Here is a 24,493-nt window from a genome sequence, read left to right as displayed (position 1 = left end):
ATGTACCAAGGCTTTTATCACTTCACAGAAATGCCGTTTTCGCTCACGCCGAACACGGATTTCTTTTGTGCGCTGGCACCGCATAACGAAGCGTTAAAAGTCATTTTGTCTGCGCTAAGTATGTCTGAAGGATTTATTAAAGTGACCGGTGAAGTAGGTACGGGCAAAACCCTGTTGTGCCGCAAACTGATAAACCACCTTTCAGATAAGTTTGTCGCCTGTTATCTGCCAAACCCATACCTGACGCCCGACGAGTTGCGTATTGCATTTGCTAATGAGTTAGGTATCGATACTGGTAAAGACACGGTGCCGCAGCAGGGGTTGCACAATGCTATCGAAAATAAGCTTTTAACGCTGAAAAAGGAAGGGCGCCAAGCGGTACTGATCATCGATGAAGCGCAGTCTCTAAGCTGGGATGCGCTTGAAATGCTGCGCTTGTTTAGCAACTTAGAAACAGAAAAAAGTAAATTACTTCAAATCGTCTTGTTCGGTCAGCCCGAACTAGACAATAACTTATCGAATCCAAAAGTTAGACAAATCCGTCAGCGCATTAGTTTTTCGTATACGCTACGCACTATGACCTCGGCAGAAGTGGACTATTACATAGGGCACAGACTAACCACTGCCGGGGGCAGCGAGCAGTTAATCTCAAAAGGTTTACGTGCATTTATTGCACTGGTAACCCGTGGAACTCCGCGGTTAGTCAACATCGTTTGCCACAAAATTTTGCTTCGTGCTTACGGTCAGGGCAAGGAATCAGCAAATTGGCAACATACAGTAAATGCGGTGTTTGATACCGATGACTGTAAGCGTCGATTGGTACCCAGACAAAGTATCGTTATTTTATCTATCGCGGTGCTTGCTGTAGCGAGCGTGCTTCATTTTTACGGAGCGCCAGGTTTATGAGCATTTTAAATGACACGCTAAAATCGCTTGATGAAAGAAATCAAAGTGAAGACTTCGGGTTGCCGCCTACGGTTCAAGTAGCAAGTCGCCCACTGTGGCCTAAAATACTGATTGGTTTAATCGTACTAGGGCTTATTGGATGGCTTGTGTTTAGTGCACTTGTAGATAGCTATGACAGCAGTGAATTGGTGGTAGCCGATAGAGCAAAAGGCACTGTACAAAATGATACACCAAGCACCAAAACGAACTTATCAAAAGAGCCTACTTCATTAACTCAATCAGCCAATGAAAGCGGCGAAGTGCAAAGTGAAAATGGCGACTCGGTTATGCTTGAGGGGATGCAGTCTACACCATTATCAGAGCAAGATATGGCCAATCAAGAAGTGCCCTCTGATGTGGCTGAATTAGTCTTTAATAGCGTTGATGAAACGGTAGCTGATGATGAGGCTGAATATCGTCAACAAACACAAGAGAACAACACGTCAAATTCACGTCATAATACCGAATCACAAGTTGTTGAAAGCGCAGTTTCAAACTCAGCCTCTAAGGTCGTAACGCTTCAAGCGCAAGCCATTGAAAGTGAGCGGGCTCGCTCTGTAGAAGAGGCTTCGCCGGTTTCAATGCCGAGTAAGAAACAGCAGCAAACTACCAGTAAAACAAATGACGGAATAAAAGAGGCGTCATCGGGTAGCATAATTTCACGTAAGCCCGCGGTGGAAGTCGCGCCTAGATCGCCTCAGCAGCAAAGTAGTGCTCATCTGGAAGCTGGACTGAAAGCCTACAACTTTGGCATGTTTGAAGACGCACAAAAGAACTTCACTCTTGCGTTGTCTACTTACCCACAAAACATCGAGGCTCGCAAACAACTCGCGGGGCTTTACTTTGGGCAGAACAACAATTTACAGGCACTACAAGTACTATCCGAAGGGGTCGTGCTGTCCCCAGAGTCTTTAGTGTGGCGTGAACTAATGGCCAAAATTTTAGTGCAAGAAAACCGTTTTGAAGAAGCGTTGAACTTAATGCCAGAGAGTCTAGATGCAAAAGCGCTAGCTGAAAAACGTATCGATTATCTCATATTAAAGGGAACTTCAGCACAAACCATTAATAAACCAGCGCAAGCTATCTCGGCATTCAGCGCCATGACATCACTGCAACCGAATAATGCAAAATGGTGGCTGGCACTGGGGGTTAATTACGATGCATTGGAAGACAAACGCTTGGCTATTTCTTCATATTCCAGAGCGCTTGCGATAGGCGGCCTTTCTTCTACGTCATCGCAATATGCCAGTTCCCGCCTAAATGATTTACAGGAGCAACCTTAATGCGTCCTCGATTAAAGATGCGCCTCGGCGATTTATTAGTTCACGAAAATATTATCACCAGCGAACAGCTTGATAACGCGCTATCGGCACAGCGTTCATCTGGGCGAAAACTAGGTGATACGCTGATTGATCTGGGTTTTATCGGCGAGCCCCAATTGCTTCGCTTCCTTGCACAGCAGTTGAATATTCCGTTTTTAGATATTACACAGCGCCGAATAGATCCTGAACAAGCACAGCTTATTCCTGAAACCTATGCAAGGCGCTATCGCGCTTTGGTGCTCGAAGCTGACGATGATGAAGTGTTGCTAGGAATGAGCGACCCAACAGACTTAGGTGGGCTAGACCAGCTGGGGCCTCTAGTGGCCCCTCGTAGCATTGAACTGGCGATTGTGCAGGAAAACCAAATTCTTGAAGCTTTTGATACCGTTTATCGACGTACGCAAGACATTGCGTCGTTTGCGGAAAAGCTAGGCGAAGAATACGCAGATGAAGCAGACTTTGAGCTCTCTGCACTCGACGATACAACCTCTGATGCAACAGTGGTGAAGTTACTTCACTCTATATTTGAAGATGCTGTTCAGGTTCGAGCTTCTGATATACATATCGAGCCGGATGAAAATATCCTGCGAATCAGGCAGCGTGTAGACGGTGTATTGCAAGAAAACACGTTAAACCAGGTGAAAATTGCCTCGGCACTGGTGCTCAGACTAAAGCTTATGTCAGGTTTGGACATATCAGAAAAGCGTATTCCCCAAGACGGGCGTTTTAATATAAAAGTGAAAGGGCACACGCTTGATGTTCGTGTGTCTACTATGCCTGTTGCTAATGGTGAAGCGGTGGTTATGCGTTTATTAGACCAATCAGCAGGTCTTTTGACGTTAGACCAAACGGGTATGCCTAATGCGATGGCTGAAAAATTTCGCGCCGCCATAAACCGGCCCCACGGTATGATATTGGTAACTGGGCCTACGGGGTCAGGTAAAACCACCACGCTTTATGGCGCGCTAAGCGAACTTAATAAACCCGATTTAAAAATCATTACCGCTGAAGACCCTATCGAATATCGACTACCGCGTATTAACCAGGTGCAAGTGAATGCCAAAATAGGCCTCGATTTCGCTGCAATTTTGCGTACTACGTTACGTCAAGACCCAGACATTATCATGGTGGGGGAGATGCGCGACCAAGAAACCGTAGAGATAGGGCTCAGAGGCGCACTAACCGGTCACTTGGTATTAAGTACACTTCACACAAACGACTCGGTCACCAGTGCCATACGTCTTATCGATATGGGCGCAGCGCCCTACCTCGTTGCCACCTCACTACGTGGTGTTTTGGCTCAGCGTCTTGTGCGCCGTGTGTGTGAAAACTGCAAAGAAGAGCGACCACCGAGTGCGCAAGAGCAGGCATGGGTAGGTTTCTTAAAACCAGAGTTAGCAAATGCAGCGTTTTATAAAGGGAGAGGTTGCAATAGCTGTAACCATACTGGTTACAAAGGGCGTATTGGTGTTTTTGAGTTCTTGGAAATGAACGAAGACATGATGGAAGCGCTACGAGATGACAATACGCAGGGGTTTGTCGACGCGACAAAAGCGAATAAAGACTTTGTTCCTCTTTCCCACATGGCCTTGGATTATGCTGCTGAAGGGAAAACTTCATTAGATGAAGTTTTCAAGGTGGCGGAGTTTGTTCCTGAGGTGGTGAATCACTAATGCCTCAGTTTACTTATGCAGGTAAATCGACTCAAGGCGGCCCTCAAAAAGGGGTTATTGAGGCAGCGTCAGCACAAGCCGCTGCGCAGACACTACTGTCTAAAAACATTGTACCGATTTCCATACAAGAGACTAAAAAGGCAAGTGGCGAGAAAGCTAATGATGGCTTTGCCATAGGGAGTCTCTTTGAGCCTAAAGTGGGACTGGATGAAATGATCATCTTTTCTCGCCAAATGTACTCGTTGTTAAAAGCCGGTATTCCTATTATTCGTGCAATAAGAGGGTTAAGCGAAAATGCTTCACACAAGCGCTTTCAAGAAATTTTAAAAGATATCGCTGACCAGCTTGAGCAGGGTAGAAGCCTGTCTTCCGCCATGACCAAGTACGAAAAAATCTTTACCCGCCTGACTATCTCAGTCGTTGTTGTGGGAGAGAATACCGGTAAATTAGACGATGTTTTCTTGCAACTGGCGCTTTATTTTGAGCGTGAACAAGAAACGCGAAAGCGCATTAAATCGGCATTGCGATATCCCACCTTTGTACTTATAGCGCTTGCTATTGCGATGTTTATTTTAAACCTTTTCGTTGTGCCCGTTTTTACTCAAATGTTTGAGCGTTTCGACACAGAACTACCCATCATGACTCGCGTGCTAATAGGCACGTCAAACTTCTTTGTTAACTATTGGTGGTTAATCTTAATCGTATTAATTGGAATAATTTTTTCGGCTAAACAATACGTTAATTCGACTAATGGACGACTTAAATGGGACAAATTTAAACTAAAGTTGCCTGTCGTGGGGAGCATTATTGAGCGATCATTACTTTCAAGATATAGCCGAAGTTTTTCTATGATCTTACGCGCAGGTGTGCCGTTAACCGCAGGGTTATCGTTAACCGCAGATGCCGTAGATAACGCCCACATGCAGATGCGCATTAAAGAAATGCGTCAGGGCATAGAAAAGGGCGAAAGTTTGCTGAGAGTTTCGAAAAATAGCGAACTGTTTTCTACACTTGTATTGCAGATGATTGCTGTAGGAGAAGAAACAGGTCGACTTGAACCGCTTTTAGAAGAAAGCGCCGATTATTACGAACGTGAAGTGGACTTCGACCTAAAAAGCTTAACAGCCAAAATCGAGCCTATTTTGATAGGTTTTGTTGCGGTGATGGTATTGATACTGGCGCTTGGCATATTTACGCCAATGTGGAACATGATGTCGGCGGTAAAAGGCGGGTAAGTGTTCCACCTGTTCAGGTGGGGTAAAACGTGGCTAGCACTAAAGCAGGGTTGTTTAACTTTATTGTGATTGGGCTGGTGCTCGCTGTTATGGCTGCATCTTACGTGTATCACGCTACGCCAATCATAGAAGAAGCAGAAAAAGTTAACAAAGAAAACGCAGTGGCTCAGTTTCAACGGGTTGTTATGTTGGCTAGAGCGCAATGGATAAAGACCAAGCAGTCGAAGGTTTTGATTTACGAAACTGACTTTGATGCCAGCGGTAGCGTAAAGCAGCAAAAAGAAGTCGCAGCAGAAGTATTTGTAAATGCAAAAGGTTGGCCTGAAGGACTTGAAGCGAACCAAGGCAATGCGTGTGAATACCTGTTCACGTTAGCGACATTGAGAGAATTTGATATGTCGTCTGACGTATCGGTAAGCGATAAATACGTAAATGGATATTTGCAATGTGCATTTTCTATCCAAAACAAGGTTTGGTTTGACTACAACGCGGGTAGCGGTGTGGTAAGAGAAAGAAAAAGTTAACTAAGCGTTGGAGTTATGCGCTTACTTTGTAATCTAGGAGAAGGTATGAACACGAGACAGCAGGGCTTTACGCTTATAGAGCTTATCATTGTTGTAATTATTTTGGGCTTGCTTGCGGCTACTGCGCTGCCGCGTTTTATCGATGTTACTGACGAAGCTCGCGAAGCCAGCGTTGAAGGTGTTGCTGGTGGTTTTGCTGCCGCAGTTGGACTTGTAAGAGCGCAGTGGGAAGTGGAAGGCCGCCCAAGTGGCAACAATGGCAACGGCAACGGCACAGTAATCACCTACGATCAAACTCAAGTGGGTGTAGACGGCACTATCGGCTACCCTACCGGCAGCTCTACTGGCAATACACTTATTTCTACGGTTAACAATACCGAGTGCAAAAACACATTTGACCTAATTCTACAGTCGGCACCTACCAACACCACATCGACGAACGATACGGTCGTTGCTGACTTCAGATACGCGGTACGTTCAGATGATTCTGGTGCAAACACGCTTTGTGTTTACTACTTAGTTGAGTCTATGGGTTTACCTAATACTTCAGCACCAGCAGACGGCACGCCTGACGGTACCTCGTTTGACGGTTTCACTTACAACCCAGCCACTGGCCAGGTTACTGTTTTTTAATTAATACTCAGGAAGTTTGATTATGCAAAAAGTATCAACACAAAAGGGTTTTACCCTAATCGAGTTAATCATTGTAATTGTATTGCTGGGTATTCTAGCGGTAACCGCAGCACCTAAGTTTTTGAACCTTCAAGATGATGCAAGAGACTCTGTATTGGAAGGTATTGCAGGTTCTCTGGAGTCTGCTTCATCCGTCGTTTATGGTAAAGCTCTCATCAATGATGTAGCCGCTTCAAGTGACGGTTCAGATTCAGTCAATATTGGAAATGCGACTACTGTATCTGTGGTGTATGGATATCCAGATGCCGCAACTGCTGCAAACTTCACAAATATTCTTGACGCTGATATCAATAATACCGACGGAGAATATGCTACTGTTGCAGTAGGTGAAGATACTATTCTCATTTATTACACGGGCGCCTATGATGGGGCTCCGGACCCAGCCGCGGCCGATAGTGCTTGTTCTGTTGCTTATACTAACTCAACAGCTGAAGGCGAGCGCCCTACAATCACTGTAAACACGTGTGTAGAGTAATGTGAAGAAAAACGGTTTTACATTAGTAGAACTTATTATAACCATATTGGTTATTGGGGTGCTGGCGGTAACCGCCGCACCTCGCTTTCTTGGTAGCGACACTGAAGAAGCTGTTGCGCTTCGCGACAGAACACTTCAGCTTGTGCGCAATATGCAGTTTCGTGCCATGCAAAACGTTCAAGACACCAGCTGTGTGAAAATAACGAATACAGTTATTGCTCCCCCCGCTGGGCACGACTGCGCAAACCCTCTTTCCACTGCTTTTGATGCCGATCAAGTTGTCAATGCTTCTAATACTGATTTCACTTTTCAAACTGCAGATGAAAACGGCGATAGCTTTTCTCAAATTCAGTTTGACGGATTCGGCCGACCAAGCAACATTGCCTGCTCATCTAACTGCAAAATTCAAATAAGTACCTTTGCCATGTGTTTGCAAAGCGAAGGGGCAATTTATGCGTGCTAGCGCAATGTTGCCTAACTTCAGAAAACGCAGTGAAGGCTTTACTTTACTAGAGCTAGTAATTGGTATTGTTGTATTCACTATAAGCTTAACAATAGTGCTGTCGCTTATTGTGCCGCAAGCTGAACAAACGGCTGAGCCATTTCGCCAAGTAAAAGCTGCTAAGTTAGGTCAGTCGTTAATGAACGATATTCTAAGCCGTTCTTATGATGAAAACAGCGACAGAAGCCCGCCTTTTGAAACCTGTAATGCCAAAGGAAATTGCTCAACAACCCTTGGTCCTGAAGAGGCGAGTGAAGACGACTATGACGATGTTGACGACTACAACGGCTACTCAGTGAGTAATGTGGGCGGTAATTATAACAATTTTGGTTTTGCGGTAACGGTAGATTACGACAGTGATTTAGATGACAGTACGCCAACTGATGGGCAAACTTTCAAGCGTATTGATATAGCAGTTACCGCTCCAGACGGCCAAGTCTACAATTTCAGCGCTTATCGAGGGAGCTATTAATGTTTCCACGCAAAGCACAGCGTCAGCGCGGTTTTACGCTTATAGAGCTTATTTTGGTGATCACCATCTTAGGCGTAATTAGTGTATCTGTAGCGCAAGTAATTTCACTCAGTGCCCAAATTTACATAACAGGCGCAGAGCGCACTCGCCTTGTTTCAGACGCGCGCTTTATTATTTTGCGACTGGAAAAAGAGCTGCGCAATGTGGTACCGAATTCAGTGTCGTTTGATGCTAGTTTAGGGTGTCTTTCTTATTACCCGATCAAAGAAAGTGGCACCTATGTGGGCGACGCGTTTAATAATCCCATGCATGTTGTGGTGTTCAATAGCCAATTGAGTGTGAATGATACCCTTGTTATCTACCCGACAAATCCGCAGAGCGTGAATGATAACGGGCGAACAATAGACGCTATTGCTGATGCCGCTTCCGAGCCGACTAGCGATAATCAATACGACATCACACTCAGTGCCCCTAATACACAATCTTCTCCGGGAAAACGTTTCTTTGTTCCTGAAACGCAAGTGACAATTTGTAGAACGTCTACAGCCCAAGGTGAACGCTTAATAAGAACACAAGGCGCTACGTCGGGCGTTCTTGGAACAAACGTAACATCGTGGAGCGCGAATGTGGTCACCGCTGGTTTACGCCAAAATGGCTTAATTGAGCTACAAATGACGTTAGAAAGCAGTGATGACGAACAAATATCGGTTGTACATGAGGTGCATTTTCCTAATGTGCCATAGTAAAACACGCCAATTAAACGTTAATCGCAGCGGCCAGCGTACAGTTGGATTGCGTGGTTCTCTTGTTCGTCAAAAAGGCTCTACAACGATTGTTGCGATCATTATAAGTATTGTTCTTTTAGGGCTCGGTATAGCTTTATCCAACCAAATTTCATCTAACATCCGGCAGCAATCCATTGAATATTACGGTGCTCGTGCTTATTTAGCCGCCCAAAGCGCAATGGAAGTCGCTATTTCTAGACTAATTAATGGCAATAACCCCGCGTGTGCCGTAATTACTCAACCAATAACTATAGATGCCGCTAATGTGCAGAATTGTGTAATTACGCTATCTTGTGAGGTGGAGACCGAAGTTGAAGAGCCTGAAGTTGCCGCTGGTGAAATAAGGGTTTATGCATTGGGGGCCGAAGCGCAGTGCCGTATAGGCCAACTTGAAACCTCAAAACGCGTTCTTGTTGAAGTAAGGCAGGAAGAATAATGACATACTGTAAATCGCTTGTTCGACTCTTTTTTGCTTTTCTGTTGCCTATGTCAGCTTTGCCCGCACTAGCAGTTCCTCAAATTGAAGGCAGATTCATCGAACTTCAAAATACCTACAATAAAGCAGAGTGGACAACGATAAGCTTTTCGCAGGTGTACGACGAGCCACCCGCAGTATTCATGCTCTCAACAAATCAGGGTAACAACCCCGCTATTGTTAAAATTCGCAACGTCACCAGAACGGGTTTTGAAGCATTGCCCCTTGAGCCCTCTGGTGAAGATGGCCCTCATATTACTATGGGAGGTCACTACTTGGCTATCGCCTACGGCATTCACGAATTTCCTGACGGCGATATCGTTGAGGTAGGAAAAATGCAGCTGGATGCTACTACTATTCAAGCTTCTACCAATTCGCCTTGGTATATTCCAACGGGGACATTGGTTCCGGGTACAGAAAATGCGCGATATGCAGAAGTACCGTTACAAACAGATTTTGGTGAACAGCCGGTTTTCTTTCATTCTATTCAAACCGTGAATAACCAAGTAGACGTAAACGGGAAAAAGCCACCTAATGAGCATTTACTGCCATTTTTAACTATTGCGGCTAAATATGACGCACCGTCATATTACATAGCCTTGGAAGCGTCAGAAACCGATTATGAGCCGGTAACACGCACAGAAACGGTTGCTTACATGGCCACTACAGAAGGGTTTGATCGCAGGTTCTTTGACGATAATGGTGTAGAGGTGGTTTGGGAGGCAGACTTTGCAGATGTACTTATTCAGGGGTGGAGTGATGGCTGTTTCCGCAACAATTTTAAGAACAATTATTCTCAAACGCCACTTGTTGCTGCCAGTAAGATTAGTCGCAACGGCCAAGACGGTGGCTGGCTGCGCAGTTGCCAAGTTAACAATAATAGATTGGGGCTTCGCGTTGATGAAGACCGAAGTTTAGATTCGGAGCGTAATCACGCCGAAGAAGAGGCAAGCATTCTGGCTATGACGTCAGAGTTTGTCTTTAGTGGTGAGGTGCCAAGTTGTGACGTGGCATTTCCTGGCGCGGTAGCAGCATTTGGCGGCTCGGCCATTAATCTTCCCGCAAATAGCCGTATTATTGATGAAAACAGCGGCGTACTAAGTGCAACGCAATTAATCCCCGGAGGAACAAAAGGCACGGCGGATTATCCTAAATGTGGAGAGCCGGGTGTCGACTGTACAGTGAATAACACAGACTCACTGACTGAGTCACAAGCCAGAGCAATACCTAGTATTACCGTTGATGACAGCGGCCCCGAAATAACTGCCGGTGATTTAGCGGGGGATTACTACTTCAACAGGCAGAACGTGCTGATGGCAGCGGGCAACTATAACGTCATAGCCCCTACACGCATCTATATTTCCGACCCTGGCACTAATCCCGTGGGACAACCAACCCGCTTCGTTATGGCTAATGTCAATGTTACCGTTGCTGATGGTGCTTACCTAGCGATTTATGTAGACGGCGACGTAGTTATTGATGGCTCTAACCCCAAAGCGCTAGTTATTGCCAAAGGCACGGTGACGTTTGCTAATGTAGGTGATGAAACCATTGTTGGGCGATTTAACGCCGGCGGGGGAATCGAATCTATTTCTTCACCTACGGTAAATATTCCTGTACCTCTTAAAGTAACGGCGAACGAAGTACCAAATAATATACCCGGCATATGTGGTCGAGAGGTTATCGAAGTACTCAATCACTATCGCTATGAATTAGCTGATAATAAAGGCAGTAGCTGTGCGGCTAAACAAATAACGTTAAAAGCATGCGCAGATGTGAATTGCGATCTTATTTATTCTCAACCTTCAACGGTTAAACTGTCTCCTCAAAATAACGCCAATTTTCAGTGGAGCGGAAACGATGTCGTCTCTTTTACGGGACAAATTTCGTTAGCGCTAGACAGCCTGAAAGGAAACGATACAAAGCTTGCAACACTAGGAGAAACACCATCATCTCAGCTTCGCTGCTTTATTGGCGGCAAAGAAGTAGGTATTGAAGGATGTAAGATTGACTTTGAAGACGATGGTTTAGTATTTAAGAATCTTACCGACAGCAACGCGACCATTGTAACCCAACTATCAGGCAAACCATCTGATCAAGGTTTTAACAGTAAAGCTTATGCTATCGAGGCCTGCGGCAATACGGATCTCTTAAATAACAAAATTGTGGATGTGGACCTTAACTACAGCTGTGCAAGCGCAAGCAATTGCTCGAACAAGCTAGCCTTGTCTAATGACAGCAACACGTATCAATTGGGGTTGTCAGCTGAAACATTCGCGCTACAGTTCGATGCAAATTCTCGCGCTGAGTTTACGGTGCAGTATCCTGATGCAGGTGAAATATCGCTCACAGGAACAATTACTGACAGGACGGCAATATCAGGGTCTTCAAATATCTTCACGGTTCGCCCTTTCGGTTTTGCAATGGACATTTTAAATGACAGTGGCACCAGTACCAATCCCAACGGGTATGCGACTGACGCAAGTGGCTCACTGCTGAAGCGCACGGGTGAAAACTTTGTACTAGGTCTTCGTACTGTGCAGTGGGTTGATGGCGAAGATAGTAATAACGATGGTGTACCAGATAACTTCGCTGACTTAGCCAATAACAATACAGCCGAACACTATTCAGGTAGTGTCATCTTAACGCCTCAACAAACCTTGCCAGCAGGGGGAACAGCAGGGTCTTTGAGTACCACCAGCGTTAACTTTGATAACGAAGGTAAAGTTAACTTGGCCGTTAATTATGATGAAGTGGGTGTCATTTCTATTGCAGCTCAAAGTACATACTTGAACGATACCACGGTATTGGGCCTAGTCGATAACGTGGGAAGGTTTGCGCCTTCGAATTTTTCACTGACAGGGAACGTGGTGGCCGCATGTACTGACAGTGACGGGTTCAACTATTTTGACCAACCGATTAATGAGGTTAGCTTTACTCTTACTGCCCTTAATCAAAATGGCAGCCGCACTGTGAACTACTATGATGGCTTCGACAAACTAACAAACCTTGGTTTACAGGTTGAGCACGACGGGAGTTTGTTAGACCGTTTAGAAAATACAAACACGATCTCATGGCCTCAAAGCGGGGCTACAGGTCAAATCTCCTTTTCTGACAATGATATAGCATTTAGCCGCTTGGGTGGCACAGCACTCGACGGAGCATATATGGACGCATCTATTGCGCTAGTGGCTGATAGTGGACAAATTGAGAGCGCAAACTTTAATGGGCTTTCTTGCACGGGTTTCTGTGTTGACGATTTTGGTGATGCGATCAGCTTCGCCTACGGCCGAGCTACGTTAATTAACAACTATGGCGGTGCAGATGAAGCCTTATTGCTTCCCCTTCGTACTCAATACTGGGACGGTCAAACGTGGCGCATAAACATGTACGATAGCTGCACAGACTTTGCTCACGCTAATATAAATGATGTCTCAGGCGAGCTAGTTTCTTCTGAAGACGGAACCCTAAGTGAAGGTGCGTACGTCACCGGCGAAGGTATGCGCCTATCATCGCCAAATGGGGCGGGTAATTATCCGTTAACTTATACCCCCGAAGCATGGTTGCTCTGGGATTGGGATAACGATGGTGAAGCTGACAACCCGCCTAGCGCCACGCTGACCTATGGTGTTTATAGAGGAAACGACAACATCATTTATAAGCGGGAACAAATTAATAACTAATAAGGCAGTTTAATGGTTTATTCACGACATTGCAGGTAGAGCGAGCAGTAGCGGTCTCATTGTAAAAAGTGTGAATATTTAGCTAATTGTTTTTGAACCTTCTAATGTTCACGAGGTCATTAATGGTTCTAATGTAGGAATCAAATGATTAGCGCGTATGCACTATGCCTTTGTGGGGCTGACGCCAGATTTGCTTATCAATAAAGTAGTTATTTTGGCCCTAAGTGGACACCATTACTTGCCCAAAATTGCCCCCATTGTTAAAGTGTGCGAATAAATATCGACTTCACGTTAAAGCGTCGCCATCTCACCTTTGCAAATACGCGTTAACACAGGAACAGGAATACACACTTCATGTTTAAAAAGCTTCGAGGCATGTTCTCTAACGATCTGTCCATCGACCTCGGAACAGCTAACACGCTGATTTATGTAAAAGACCAAGGTATTGTTCTAAACGAGCCCTCAGTAGTAGCTATTCGTCAAGAACGTGCAGCAGGCCCTAAAAGTGTTGCCGCAGTGGGTGCAGAAGCTAAGCGAATGCTTGGTCGTACGCCGGGTAACATTCGCGCCATCCGTCCAATGAAAGATGGTGTAATCGCCGACTTCTACGTAACTGAAAAAATGCTTCAGCACTTTATTAAACAAGTGCATGACAATAACTTCTTGCGCCCTAGTCCTCGTGTACTGGTATGTGTGCCGTGTGGTTCAACCCAAGTAGAGCGCCGTGCAATCAAAGAGTCAGCGCTTGGCGCGGGTGCACGAGAAGTATTTCTTATTGATGAACCTATGGCTGCGGCCATCGGCGCTGGCTTGCCGGTATCTGAAGCGCAAGGTTCTATGGTGGTAGATATCGGTGGTGGTACTACTGAAGTTGCTATCATCTCACTAAACGGCGTTGTTTATTCATCTTCTGTGCGTATTGGTGGCGATAAGTTCGATGAAGCTATTATCAACTATATTCGCCGTAATTTCGGTTCACTTATAGGTGAAGCGACAGCCGAACGTATCAAGCATGAAATTGGTGCTGCATATCCGGGCGAAGAAGTACGCGAAATTGAAGTGCGCGGTCGTAACCTTGCTGAAGGTGTACCTCGCGGGTTTACGCTAAACTCAAATGAAATTCTTGAAGCACTTCAAGAGCCGCTAACGGGTATCGTTTCTGCTGTAATGGTGGCACTAGAACAGTCGCCGCCAGAACTCGCTTCTGATATCTCTGAGCGCGGTATGGTACTTACCGGCGGTGGTGCACTTCTTAAAGACCTAGATAGGCTACTTATGGAAGAAACGGGTATCCCAGTGGTTATCGCTGATGATCCGTTAACCTGTGTAGCACGCGGCGGTGGTAAGGCTTTCGACATGATTGACCTTCACGGTGGCGACCTGTTTAGTTACGAATAAACAGGAAAGGCAACCGTAAGGTTGCCTTATTTGTATCATGGATACTATTTTTACTCGCGGTCCTTCTTTAAATATCAGACTTACGCTGGCCCTTGTGCTGTCGGTCACTCTGATATTTGTAGATCACAAGATGGATGGCTTTAAATCAACGCGAGTGTACCTCAACTCTTTAATGAGCCCGCTGCAGTATATTGCTAACCTTCCTGGATTAATGCTTAGTGAAAGCGCCCAGCGTCTTACTTCTCAAGAACAGTTGTTGGCGGAAAATCAAAAGCTGAATAACCAGCTGTTGCTCATGAGCGAAAAGCTTCAGCAGTACGAAGTTATCGCCAAAGAAAATGCTCAGCTTCGCGAACTGCTGCAAGCCCCCGTGCGCCTAGCGTCTAAAAAAATGGTTGCTGAGCTAATGGCGGTAGATAAAAACCCATATAGTCAGCAGGTTGTTATCAATAAAGGCGCCATAGATGGTGTTTATCTATCTCAGCCAGTTATTGATGACAATGGCGTTGTGGGCCAAGTTATGGAAGTCGGTTCAACCAACAGTCGCGTGCTGCTTATTGCTGATGTTACGCACGCCATTCCAGTTCGTTCACTGCGCAATGATATTCGCTTTATTGCAACCGGCAGCGGGGCACTGAATGAGTTATATCTTGAACATGTGCCGCACAGCGTAGATATTCAAGAAGGCGATACGCTTATTTCATCGGGCCTGGGTAAAGTTTTCCCAGAGGGCTATCCCGTCGCCACCGTTAAGCAGGTAGTGAGAGATGAAAGTCGCCCTTTTGCACGTGTAATTGCTACGCCGTTAGCTAATTTAGACAGGCTTCGACATTTGTTGCTCTTATGGGACGCCGAAGGTGAGCCTGAGTTAGACACCGATGAAAAGGCAAGCAAGCCAGCAGACAACGAGGAAGAGTCTTCAGATGCGTAAACGTAACCTCGTCATTTGGATAAGCCTGCTAGTCGCCCTTGTATTGCAAATTGTTCCACTGCCTACTCAAGTGGATGTGTACCGCCCTGACTGGGTGCTAGTTGTGCTTGCCTACTGGAGTATGGCATTGCCCCACAGAGTGAATGTGGGCGTGGCGTTTTTAACTGGTGTTGCTATGGATGTGCTTGTGGGCACAACGTTGGGCATTCATAGTTTCGGCCTAAGTATTTGTGTTTATATATTAGCGGCCAATTACCAAAGACTAAGAAATTACTCCGTTTGGCAGCAAGCCATTATTATCGGTCTACTATCGGCGCTATATCACTTACTTACATTTTGGGTGCAGCATCTACTGACTGATATTTATTTCCGGGTCGATTATTTGTGGCCCGTTGTTACGTCTATGGTGTTGTGGCCGTGGGTATTTTGGCTGCTTCGACGCACGCGCAGACAGTTTTCAATTTCGTAACCCGAACACGTTCTCGATTAAACCAAAGGTAAGCCAATGACAAAATCGGTAGTGTTAGCTTCAGCCTCTCCACGGCGCACCGCTTTGCTCAAGCAAATGAACATCGCCCATACAATACAACCTGCCGATATTGACGAGTCGCCCCGTGCCAACGAGCCACCGAAGGAGGTTGTCGCAAGGCTTGCTAGTGAAAAAGCCCAAGCGGTGAAAGCACACCTTGAAGATCAGCAGGCAATGACCGACGACAAGGTTATTCTGGCCAGCGACACGCTAATATCGTTTAACGGACAAAGTGTTGGCAAGCCAGAAGATAAAGCAGATTCTAAGCGCATTCTCACTATGCTTTCTGGTAAAACTCATGACGTCCTTACCGCTATTTGTGTACTTGATAACGCTCAGCAACAGACTCAAGTAATTACCACCTCTGTGACTTTTGCAGCATTGACGGATGAGCAAATTGACGCATACTGGGAAACAGGAGAACCTGCCGACAAAGCAGGGAGTTACGCTATTCAAGGCATTGGTGGTGAGTTTGTAGTTTCTATTAACGGCAGTGCAAGTGCGGTAATAGGCCTACCACTATACGAAACCCGCCAATTACTTAATGCATTTGGAGTTGTATCGTGAGTGCTGAACTGCTTATTAACGTTACCCCGTCAGAGTCACGGGTAGCGCTTATTGAAAACGGAATACTGCAAGAAATTCACGTAGAGCGTCATACCAAACGCGGTTTGGTTGGCAATATCTATCGCGGTAAAGTTAGCCGTGTACTGCCGGGAATGCAGGCAGCATTTGTTGATATCGGTTTAGAAAAGGCCGCCTTCTTACATGCATCTGACATTGTCATTCACAATGAAATTGCTGAAGAAGTCTCGGCAAGCCATATTCAAAAGCAAGACATTCGCGAGTTGGTGCGAGACGGTCAAGATATTGTGGTTCAGGTGGTAAAAGATCCCATCGGTACCAAAGGCGCACGCCTTACCACAGACATTACTATCCCCAGCCGTTATCTTGTATTTATGCCTTCGGTCACTCACGTAGGCGTATCTCAACGCATTGAAGAAGAAGTAGAAAGAGAGCGCTTAAAGTCGCTGGTGCAAGAGTTTTGTGATGAAAACGGTGGCTTCATTCTGCGTACTGCGGCTGAAGGCGTGGGCAAAAACGAACTGCAGTCCGACGCAGCATTTTTGCGAAGGCTGTGGGATAAAATTCAGTCGCGTATGAAAAAGCGTAAGTCGAACGTGCTTTATGAAGACTTACCGCTAGCACGACGTGTGCTACGCGACTTTGTTGGTACAGAGCTCGACAGAATTCGTATCGACTCGAAACTATCATTCAACGAACTTCACCAGTTCACCAAAGAGTACGTGCCTGAAATGAACGGCAAGCTCGAATACTACCCGGGTGATAGACCTATTTTTGACTTATACGATGTGGAAAATGAGGCGCAGCGAGCCTTGGAACGCCGTGTCGATTTAAAATCTGGCGGCTATTTGATCATCGATCAAACCGAAGCGATGACCACAATCGATATTAATACAGGCGCTTTTGTTGGCCACCGGAACTTAGAAGAAACGATTTTTAACACCAATATTGAGGCGACGCAGGCCATTGCCCGTCAGTTAAGATTGCGCAACTTGGGTGGGATGATCCTTATCGACTTCATCGATATGATTGAACCAGACCACAAACGACGTGTCTTACACTCATTAGAGGTGGCGACGAACAAGGACAGAGCCAAAATAAATATTCACGGTTTTACTGCGCTAGGGCTAATTGAAATGACCCGAAAGCGTACCCGTGAAAGCATAGAGCATATACTGTGCGGCGAATGCCCGGTGTGCAAAGGCCGAGGCACGGTAAAAACCATTGAAACCATTTGCTTTGAAATTATGCGTGAAATTGTACGGGTGAATCGCGCCTACGACGCAGACAAGTTTGTGGTTTACGCTTCACCTAAAGTGGCGGAAGCCTTAATGGGTGAAGAGTCTCATATGCTGGCAGAACTGGAAGTATTTGTGTCTAAACAAATCAAGGTTCAAACAGAAACATTGTACAATCAGGATAAGTACGACGTCGTCATGATGTAATGCATTAACGTATACAAAGGCAAAATGTGACAAATTTTTCGTCGGTAGCCGCTTATCTACTTAAGAAGTTTTGGCTGCTACTCGCCGTATTGCTTGTACTTTTCGCGCTTGTTTTAAGCGCTGCACGCTATGCTCTGCCGCATATTGAGCACAACAAACACCTGTTGGAAAATTATATTAATGAGCAGTATGGCGTAAACCTATCCATCCAAAGTGTGCATGCTGTTTGGCAGCGCAATGGTCCAAGTATTGTGCTCAATTCGGTGTCGTTGGCTAAAAACGATGCTTCCCCTGTTGCATTGGATATCAGGCAAATCTACGTCGAGCTAGATTTTTGGGAATCGCTACGCCACCAACTTATCTCATCTACCCGTTTCGAGCTGCGTGGTCTTAAGCTTGATATTGACGCCGATCGCCTTTCTGGAGGCGATAAGAATAACTTCCCCGTAGTAAATGCGCTAGAGCGTCTGTTTTTAGAGCAGCTTCAAAGCTTCTCATTAGAAGACGGGGTGGTATCTGTCACTCATCTTAATGAAACCAATTCATTTGATATTGAAAGTTTATCGTGGAACAACCATGAAGAGCGACACCAAGGTTTAGGTCAGCTTAAGGTTGCAGATTTAGCGGCTAACTCGGCGTCGTTTATCATTGATATCACAGGCACGCGGGAAGACTTTGACGGCGTGTTCTACGCCAAAGCAGAAGAACTCGATATTTCTCCGTGGGTAAGCGATCTCATCAAGACCAAGCGCCCACTAGCGCAAAGCCGCGCAAACTTTGAAGTATGGACTAACTTTTCTCAAAGTGAAGTCACTAGCGTACAAGCCGAGCTTAGTGAAAGCCTTTTAGAGTGGGGCAGTGGCCGCGCGAAAACGGTAACAGGTATCAGCGGAGGTAGTCTTCAGGCGCTGCCTAACGATGAGAACAAACAGGGAGGCTGGAATGTCCGAGTGGATCAATTGGTGCTTAATTCGAGCAACGAGACCCTTACAACAGACCTAATTGGCAGTATAAGTGCAAATGGTGATGCGCTGATAAACACCGTAAAGCCGGTGCAAATCAATCCCTTTCTGCTGTTGTTACCGCTTTTCATGGATGATACCAGTGAAGAAGAAATACGCGGGCTTAATCCAAAAGGCGAGTTGGCCACGTTGCAGATTCAATGGCACAACGGCCAGCCTTCTTTAGCGGCTAAAGTGCTAGATTTACAGTGGGACAAAACAGATAAGGTACCAGGTCTTTCGTCGCTAGACGCAGACTTTTTCTGGTATAAAAATAATGGCGCTATCTACTTGGAAAGTGCGGATAGCTTACTAAGTGCCAACGGCGTAATTAAGAAAGACGTCAATATAAACCTGTTTAAATCTCAGTTTTATATTTACCCAGAGCAGATAGATAGCGAAGACAAGCAGTGGGTAGTAAAAGGCAGCGATATGCTGCTTGATAGTGATGCCATCACTCTTCACCCGCAGTTTAAACTGAATACGTCGACAGGGTTTATGTCACTTTATGTGGATGTAAGCCCATTGGCGCTAAATGAGGTGAGCAGTTTATTTCCCCCTTCTTTAATGGGGGCTAATACCGACAAATACCTCACTCGTGCGTTTACAGGAGAAGGTGAAATCGCAAACGCGCGCGTGCTGTGGCACGGTCGCACGAGTGACTTCCCGTTTGACGATAACACAGGTATTTTTCAGGCGTATGTCGATATTGAGCAGGGAGATTTTCTTTTTGCGCCAGACTGGCCGGCACTTAATAACTTAGATCTATCTCTATATTTTGTGAATAATGCATTAGTGATGGAGAGCCCTAGTGCGACGCTTGCTGGTATGAAAATCAGTGATATGTCGGCTGCCATTCCAAGCTTCAAGCCGAGTGCTCGACTAGCTATTTATGCTACTGGCGAAGGTACCGGAGATGCCCTGACTGATTTAATGATGAACTCGTCATTACAAAAATCTTTAGGCAAAGTACTTAACGAAGACGTACAAATTGGCGGGCCTCTATCTGCCGACATAAAGCTTGATATTCCGTTTAAAGGCAAAGATGTAGTGGCATCGGGTACCGCACATCTATCCAACAACCCTGTTTATATTTCTACAACTAACATGCTGTTTGATAAAGCGTCAGGAGAGGTGTCATTTGTCAATGGCGATATAGACGCAAGTGGGCTTCAGGCACAGTTTCTTAAACAGCCGGTGAACTTGTCGCTATCCGGTAGGCAGGGCGACACGTACGACCTAAATGTAGAGTTAGATGGACGGTGGCATGTACATCCGCTGGCTAACTATGTGAACACAGATCTCACCGAATACATCGACGGCGAAAGTGATTGGAACACGACAGTCCAACTGTCGCTTTCAAACAGTGGGTTTAACTATACTGCCAATTTGACTGCAGATTTAACGGCGACACAAAGTGTATTGCCTGCTCCCTTCGATACGCCAGCGGGCAGCAGTTTACCGCTGCTTATTACAAGTAAAGGCGATAGCAAAGCATCAAATGTGGAGGCGTCACTTGGTGATAACATTCGTTTTGATGGCGTACTACCGCACAAAGAAATGCAATTTTCACGTGCGCACTTGGCACTTGGCGAAAGCGATATAGCCAACATTGGTACAGGTTTTAGTATCAGTGCGAATCTAGCTCAAGCTGATGTGCAAGAATGGTTTACCACTATCAATATGTTACTTGCTGGCAAAGGGAAAGACACCAGTACCGCCATTGCAAAAACAAATATTCAATCGAGTATCCAATCAAATGAAAGCAAAAAAGCGAATTTGTTTGGTACTCCCTCGCGGATATTCGCCAAAGCAGACAAGCTAAATTTTGCTGGCCACAGTATTAAGAATGCGCAGCTCAGTGCAACAGAACGCAATAAAGATTGGATCCTAGACTTAGCGTCGCCTCAGGCAAGAGCCACTATTCGTATTAATAGTGATTTAGACGAGCAAGGCATTGAGATAAATGCCGACTATTTATCACTAGAGAAGCCTGCTGAAGCCGGGGGGACGACAAAAGCCGACTCAGAGAGCGGCGTTGAGTTAGCTACCAATAGTGCTATGCCAAATGAGGAAGGCGAGTCGCCCTACAATATTGACCCTAATACGCTACCGCCCATTTATTTTTATTGTCAGTCCTGTGGCGTGCACGGCATCGATTTAGGTGAAATAACCTTAGACATCGCGAAGGAAGAGAATGGTTTAGCCATTCGCCAGCTTCTAGTGAAGTCTGATGAAACTAACGTTACCGCGACGGGTTATTGGAAGCACATGGGAGGCGAGATTCAAAGCGCGTTAAACGGAACATTAACGTCTCCCGACGTTGGGCAGATGCTAAAGGAGTACGGTGTTGAATCAGGTATAAAAGATTCTAGCGCAAACGTCGCGTTTGATATCAACTGGCCAAATGCGCCGATGGATTTCGGGTTTGAACAGCTAAACGGTAATGTTCAGTGGTCGCTGTCAGATGGGTATCTAACTGAGTTGAGTGATAAGGGGTCACGTATCTTTACCCTGTTTAGCTTGAACTCGTTAGTGCGGAAGCTCAGCCTCGATTTTCGAGACGTTTTTGCTAAGGGTTTTTTCTACGACGATATGGGCGGCACGTTAAGTATTGTTGATGGCAAAGCGTATACCGACGATACTGAAATTGACGGCGGCGCTGGTGAAATAGAGATCACTGGCTTCACAGACCTCAATACCGGTGGATTAAATTACAACGTATCGTTCGCACCGAACGTAACCGGGAACTTACCGTTTTTAGTGTATTTCTTGGCTACGCCGCCCACTGCACTCGCTGCTCTTGCCATAGACCAGGTGCTAACCTCTGCGAAAGTTATTTCGAATGTGAACTATCGCGTTACAGGCACCATAAAAGATCCTAAGTTCGACGAAGTTGAGCGCAACAGCAAAGACATCAGCTTACCTGCGCAAAATGCGCCTGTACCGGCCAACCCGCAAGACAGGCCATTAACGGAAGATGACGTACGCAGGCTTAAAATGGAGGTGATCGATGGTTAATTTAGCTGCATTACAAATGACATCTGCGCCAAGCGTAGAAGAAAATCTCGACACCGTTGCAAACGAAATGGCATCGGCAAAGATTGAGAAAAACAGTTTAGTTGTGCTTCCAGAGTGTTTTGCTTATTTCGGCGGTAAAGACAAAGGCCAACTTGCTGTGGCAGAAACAAAGGGCGAAGGTGAGATTCAGCGACGTTTGTCAGCGCTTGCTGCACAATATCAGTGCTATCTGGTTTCGGGTACGTTTCCAGTGAAAACCAATAGCCCAGAGAAGTTTTCCGCAGCCTGCATGCTGTTTGGCCCCAACGGTGATGTGTTGGCAGACTACCGAAAAATTCACATGTTCGATGTATCAGTTAACGACAACACGGGCAGTTATCGTGAATCGGCGACAACCGAAGCGGGCAGCAAGGTGGTGACTGTTGAAACTCCAATAGGCAACATTGGTCTTGCGGTGTGCTATGATGTACGCTTTCCAGGGTTATTTACTGCAATGGGCGATATCGATATTTTGGTGTTGCCAGCGGCCTTTACCCAACGCACCGGAGAAGCGCATTGGCATGCGTTGTTGCAAGCCAGAGCCATTGAAAAGCAGTGCTTTGTGGTAGCTGCGAATCAAAGTGGTGTGCATGCAAATGGCCGCGAAACATACGGTCACAGTCTTGTACTGTCGCCTTGGGGGGAGACCCTTGCCGAACGTAAAACCGACGTAGGGTTAGTCTCGGCAAAAGTAGATATTGCAGAAAGAGAAACCATTAAACAGAATATGCCGGTTGCCGAACATAACCGATTCAGGAGTCACTTTGTCTAAATCTGTTGAGCGTCATTTATTATCTGACTCAGGGCTAGATATCTCTAAGCTAGAGCGTGCTTTAGCGACTATTCATCGTCACGATACCGACTATGCCGATTTATATTTTCAGTCAAGCCAGCACGAAAGCTGGGTGTTGGAAGACGGCATTATTAAAGAAGGCAGCTATAACATAGAGCGCGGCGTAGGCGTGCGTGCAATTAGCGGCGAGAAAACAGGGTTCGCTTATTCAGATGAAATAAGCGAAGAAGCGTTGACCAAAGCGTGTAAAGCGGCTCGCGGCATTGCGCCAAGCGGCGGGTCACAACAAGTTGCTTCGCTTGGGCAAAAACCAGTGCAAGCGCGATATAGCGAAAATAACCCTATTCTTGCGATGCAAGATGCTGAGAAAATTTCGCTTTTAAAAGCAGTAGATGCCTATATCCGCAAACAAGAGCCGTCTGCCAATCAGGTAGTGGTGAGCTTAAGCGGTGTGTATGAAGAAATTTTAGTTGCTGGCAGTGACGGTACTTTAGCTACTGATATTCGCCCGCTAGTGCGCTTGAACTGCTCGGTATTGCTAGAACAAGGCGATAGACGTGAACGTGGTTCAGCGGGGGCTGGTGGTCGCTATGCCTACTCGTTCTTTAAGCAAGACGAAAACGGCAAACCGTATTACGAAACCTTGGCAGAAGATGCCCTTCACATGGCACGCGTAAACATGCAGGCTGTGGCGTCACCGGCAGGCGCTATGCCTGTAGTATTAGGTAACGGCTGGCCTGGTGTATTACTTCACGAAGCGGTAGGGCACGGTCTTGAAGGCGACTTTAACCGTAAGGGTGCATCAACATTTAGTGGCCGTATTGGTCAGCGCGTTGCTGCAAAAGGCGTGACGGTTGTTGACGATGGCACATTAAACGACCGTCGTGGCTCGTTGTCGGTAGACGATGAAGGTACACCAACAGCGCACAACGTGCTTATTGAAGATGGTATCTTGAAAGGCTATATGCAGGATAAACACAACGCCAAACTTATGGGCGTTGCACCTACCGGAAACGGTCGTCGTGAATCCTATGCGCATTTGCCCATGCCCCGCATGACGAATACTTATATGTTGGAAGGCCAACACGATCCGCAGGAAATTATCGCGTCTATCGACAAAGGTATTTACGCGCCGAACTTTGCTGGCGGACAGGTAGACATTACGTCAGGAAAATTTGTATTTTCTAGCGCGGAAGCCTACTTAATTGAAAATGGTAAAATTACCGCACCAGTGAAAGGGGCTACCTTAATTGGTAACGGTCCAGAGGTTATGCAAAAGATCTCAATGATTGGTAACGACACAGCCCTGGATAAAGGCGTTGGTGTATGTGGTAAAGACGGTCAAAGCGTGCCGGTGGGTGTAGGACAGCCCACACTTAAAATTGACGAGTTGACGGTGGGTGGTACGGCTTAATTCAGCTCAAACCTGTACACTGGAAAATTTAAAAAAGGTTGGGCCTAGGCACCAACCTTTTTTGTATGCGAACTGGTATAAGTCGCGGCTAACTTTCAAATCCTTTTTCGTTCAACCACTCAATAGCATCTTCTTCGTTGGTAAAAATACCTAGCTCAAGGCCTGCATTGTCGTAAATTCTCTGAAATTGAGCTTTTACAATAGGCTGCACCGTGGTATCGCCGATAACTAGCGCGCCAAGCGCCATTCCATGTTTCGCACGCCATTCTATTGAACGCTGCAGTTCTGTCTCACCTGCTTTAGTAAGAAGGGCAGAACCATGCAAAAAACCTAAAAATGCCCAGTGATCCCCACCAAAGCTGTTAATCACATCCATCATATCTCGCGCATAGCGTTCAATGGCTGAACCATCGGCAATACCTTCAGCCGACACGCCAACAATGCTACCAAGCACAGCAATTTGGTACTGGCCGTACTTGCTTTTCAGTGTTGCGTTAGGGTTGGAAAATATTTTCACACTATCCCCCTTTGGCTGGTGAACGAAATTGTGATG

21 protein-coding genes are annotated in these 24,493 nt (G+C 46.0%); 20 read left to right on the top strand and 1 reads right to left on the bottom strand.

Annotated features, from left to right (window positions below; all coding sequences use genetic code 11):
- From AC27KT_RS09040 to tldD, 20 genes are all read left to right on the top strand, one after another.
- On the top strand, positions 1-906 hold the full coding sequence (locus tag AC27KT_RS09040; protein ID WP_487129223.1) for an ExeA family protein: 906 nt from the start codon (positions 1-3) through the stop codon (positions 904-906).
- Positions 903-2,228, top strand: coding sequence for a tetratricopeptide repeat protein (locus AC27KT_RS09035; protein WP_487129221.1), 1,326 nt, complete (start codon positions 903-905; stop codon positions 2,226-2,228). Before AC27KT_RS09040 ends, AC27KT_RS09035 begins: the two co-directional genes overlap by 4 nt.
- Positions 2,228-3,940 carry a GspE/PulE family protein gene (locus tag AC27KT_RS09030; protein ID WP_487129219.1) on the top strand — a complete coding sequence of 571 codons (1,713 nt, stop codon included), beginning with the start codon at positions 2,228-2,230 and terminating at the stop codon, positions 3,938-3,940. The genes AC27KT_RS09035 and AC27KT_RS09030 overlap by 1 nt, the downstream gene beginning before the upstream one ends.
- On the top strand, positions 3,940-5,175 hold the full coding sequence (locus AC27KT_RS09025; protein WP_487129217.1) for a type II secretion system F family protein: 1,236 nt from the start codon (positions 3,940-3,942) through the stop codon (positions 5,173-5,175). The genes AC27KT_RS09030 and AC27KT_RS09025 overlap by 1 nt, the downstream gene beginning before the upstream one ends.
- A 29-nt stretch (positions 5,176-5,204) precedes the next feature.
- A complete protein-coding gene (locus AC27KT_RS09020) occupies positions 5,205-5,699 on the top strand; it encodes a hypothetical protein (protein WP_136783092.1) in 495 nt (164 codons plus the stop codon).
- Between the two features lie 45 nt (positions 5,700-5,744).
- Positions 5,745-6,332, top strand: a complete 588-nt coding sequence (locus tag AC27KT_RS09015; protein WP_487129215.1) for a prepilin-type N-terminal cleavage/methylation domain-containing protein — start codon at positions 5,745-5,747, stop codon at positions 6,330-6,332.
- Between the two features lie 22 nt (positions 6,333-6,354).
- Entirely contained in the window at positions 6,355-6,867 is a 513-nt protein-coding gene (locus AC27KT_RS09010) for a type II secretion system protein (RefSeq protein ID WP_487129213.1), read from the top strand.
- A gap of 1 nt (position 6,868) precedes the next feature.
- Positions 6,869-7,330, top strand: a complete 462-nt coding sequence (locus AC27KT_RS09005; protein ID WP_487129211.1) for a prepilin-type N-terminal cleavage/methylation domain-containing protein — start codon at positions 6,869-6,871, stop codon at positions 7,328-7,330.
- Positions 7,320-7,841 (top strand): prepilin-type N-terminal cleavage/methylation domain-containing protein, encoded by a 522-nt coding sequence (locus tag AC27KT_RS09000; protein ID WP_487129209.1) that lies wholly within the window; start codon positions 7,320-7,322, stop codon positions 7,839-7,841. Before AC27KT_RS09005 ends, AC27KT_RS09000 begins: the two co-directional genes overlap by 11 nt.
- Positions 7,841-8,584, top strand: a complete 744-nt coding sequence (locus AC27KT_RS08995; RefSeq protein ID WP_136783088.1) for a PulJ/GspJ family protein — start codon at positions 7,841-7,843, stop codon at positions 8,582-8,584. Before AC27KT_RS09000 ends, AC27KT_RS08995 begins: the two co-directional genes overlap by 1 nt.
- A complete protein-coding gene (locus AC27KT_RS08990) occupies positions 8,574-9,062 on the top strand; it encodes an agglutinin biogenesis protein MshP (RefSeq protein ID WP_487129206.1) in 489 nt (162 codons plus the stop codon). The genes AC27KT_RS08995 and AC27KT_RS08990 overlap by 11 nt, the downstream gene beginning before the upstream one ends.
- Entirely contained in the window at positions 9,062-12,784 is a 3,723-nt protein-coding gene (locus AC27KT_RS08985) for a DUF6701 domain-containing protein (protein WP_487129204.1), read from the top strand. The genes AC27KT_RS08990 and AC27KT_RS08985 overlap by 1 nt, the downstream gene beginning before the upstream one ends.
- Positions 12,785-13,138: 354 nt before the next feature.
- Positions 13,139-14,182, top strand: coding sequence for a rod shape-determining protein (locus AC27KT_RS08980; RefSeq protein ID WP_012516782.1), 1,044 nt, complete (start codon positions 13,139-13,141; stop codon positions 14,180-14,182).
- Positions 14,183-14,219: 37 nt separating this feature from the next.
- Entirely contained in the window at positions 14,220-15,113 is an 894-nt protein-coding gene (gene mreC, locus AC27KT_RS08975) for a rod shape-determining protein MreC (RefSeq protein WP_487129202.1), read from the top strand.
- Positions 15,106-15,582 carry a rod shape-determining protein MreD gene (gene mreD / locus AC27KT_RS08970; RefSeq protein ID WP_039217293.1) on the top strand — a complete coding sequence of 159 codons (477 nt, stop codon included), beginning with the start codon at positions 15,106-15,108 and terminating at the stop codon, positions 15,580-15,582. The genes mreC and mreD overlap by 8 nt, the downstream gene beginning before the upstream one ends.
- Before the next feature lie 36 nt (positions 15,583-15,618).
- Complete coding sequence (locus AC27KT_RS08965) at positions 15,619-16,209, top strand: Maf family protein (protein WP_487129201.1); 591 nt, start codon at positions 15,619-15,621, stop codon at positions 16,207-16,209.
- Complete coding sequence (gene rng, locus AC27KT_RS08960; protein WP_487129200.1) at positions 16,206-17,672, top strand: ribonuclease G; 1,467 nt, start codon at positions 16,206-16,208, stop codon at positions 17,670-17,672. Before AC27KT_RS08965 ends, rng begins: the two co-directional genes overlap by 4 nt.
- A gap of 26 nt (positions 17,673-17,698) precedes the next feature.
- Entirely contained in the window at positions 17,699-21,694 is a 3,996-nt protein-coding gene (locus AC27KT_RS08955) for a YhdP family protein (RefSeq protein WP_487129199.1), read from the top strand.
- Entirely contained in the window at positions 21,687-22,505 is an 819-nt protein-coding gene (locus tag AC27KT_RS08950; RefSeq protein WP_487129198.1) for a carbon-nitrogen hydrolase family protein, read from the top strand. Before AC27KT_RS08955 ends, AC27KT_RS08950 begins: the two co-directional genes overlap by 8 nt.
- Entirely contained in the window at positions 22,498-23,940 is a 1,443-nt protein-coding gene (gene tldD / locus AC27KT_RS08945; protein WP_039217280.1) for a metalloprotease TldD, read from the top strand. The genes AC27KT_RS08950 and tldD overlap by 8 nt, the downstream gene beginning before the upstream one ends.
- 88 nt (positions 23,941-24,028) lie before the next feature.
- Here the strand turns inward: tldD and AC27KT_RS08940 are convergent, their stop codons facing one another.
- Entirely contained in the window at positions 24,029-24,457 is a 429-nt protein-coding gene (locus AC27KT_RS08940; RefSeq protein WP_487129196.1) for a hypothetical protein, read from the bottom strand.
- Positions 24,458-24,493 lie beyond the last annotated feature (36 nt).

It is taken from the genome of Alteromonas sp. 5NW40-0090, from assembly GCF_057552975.1.
The sequence above is the reverse complement of the archived record's forward strand: the minus strand, read 5'-3'. Positions and strand labels throughout refer to the sequence as shown.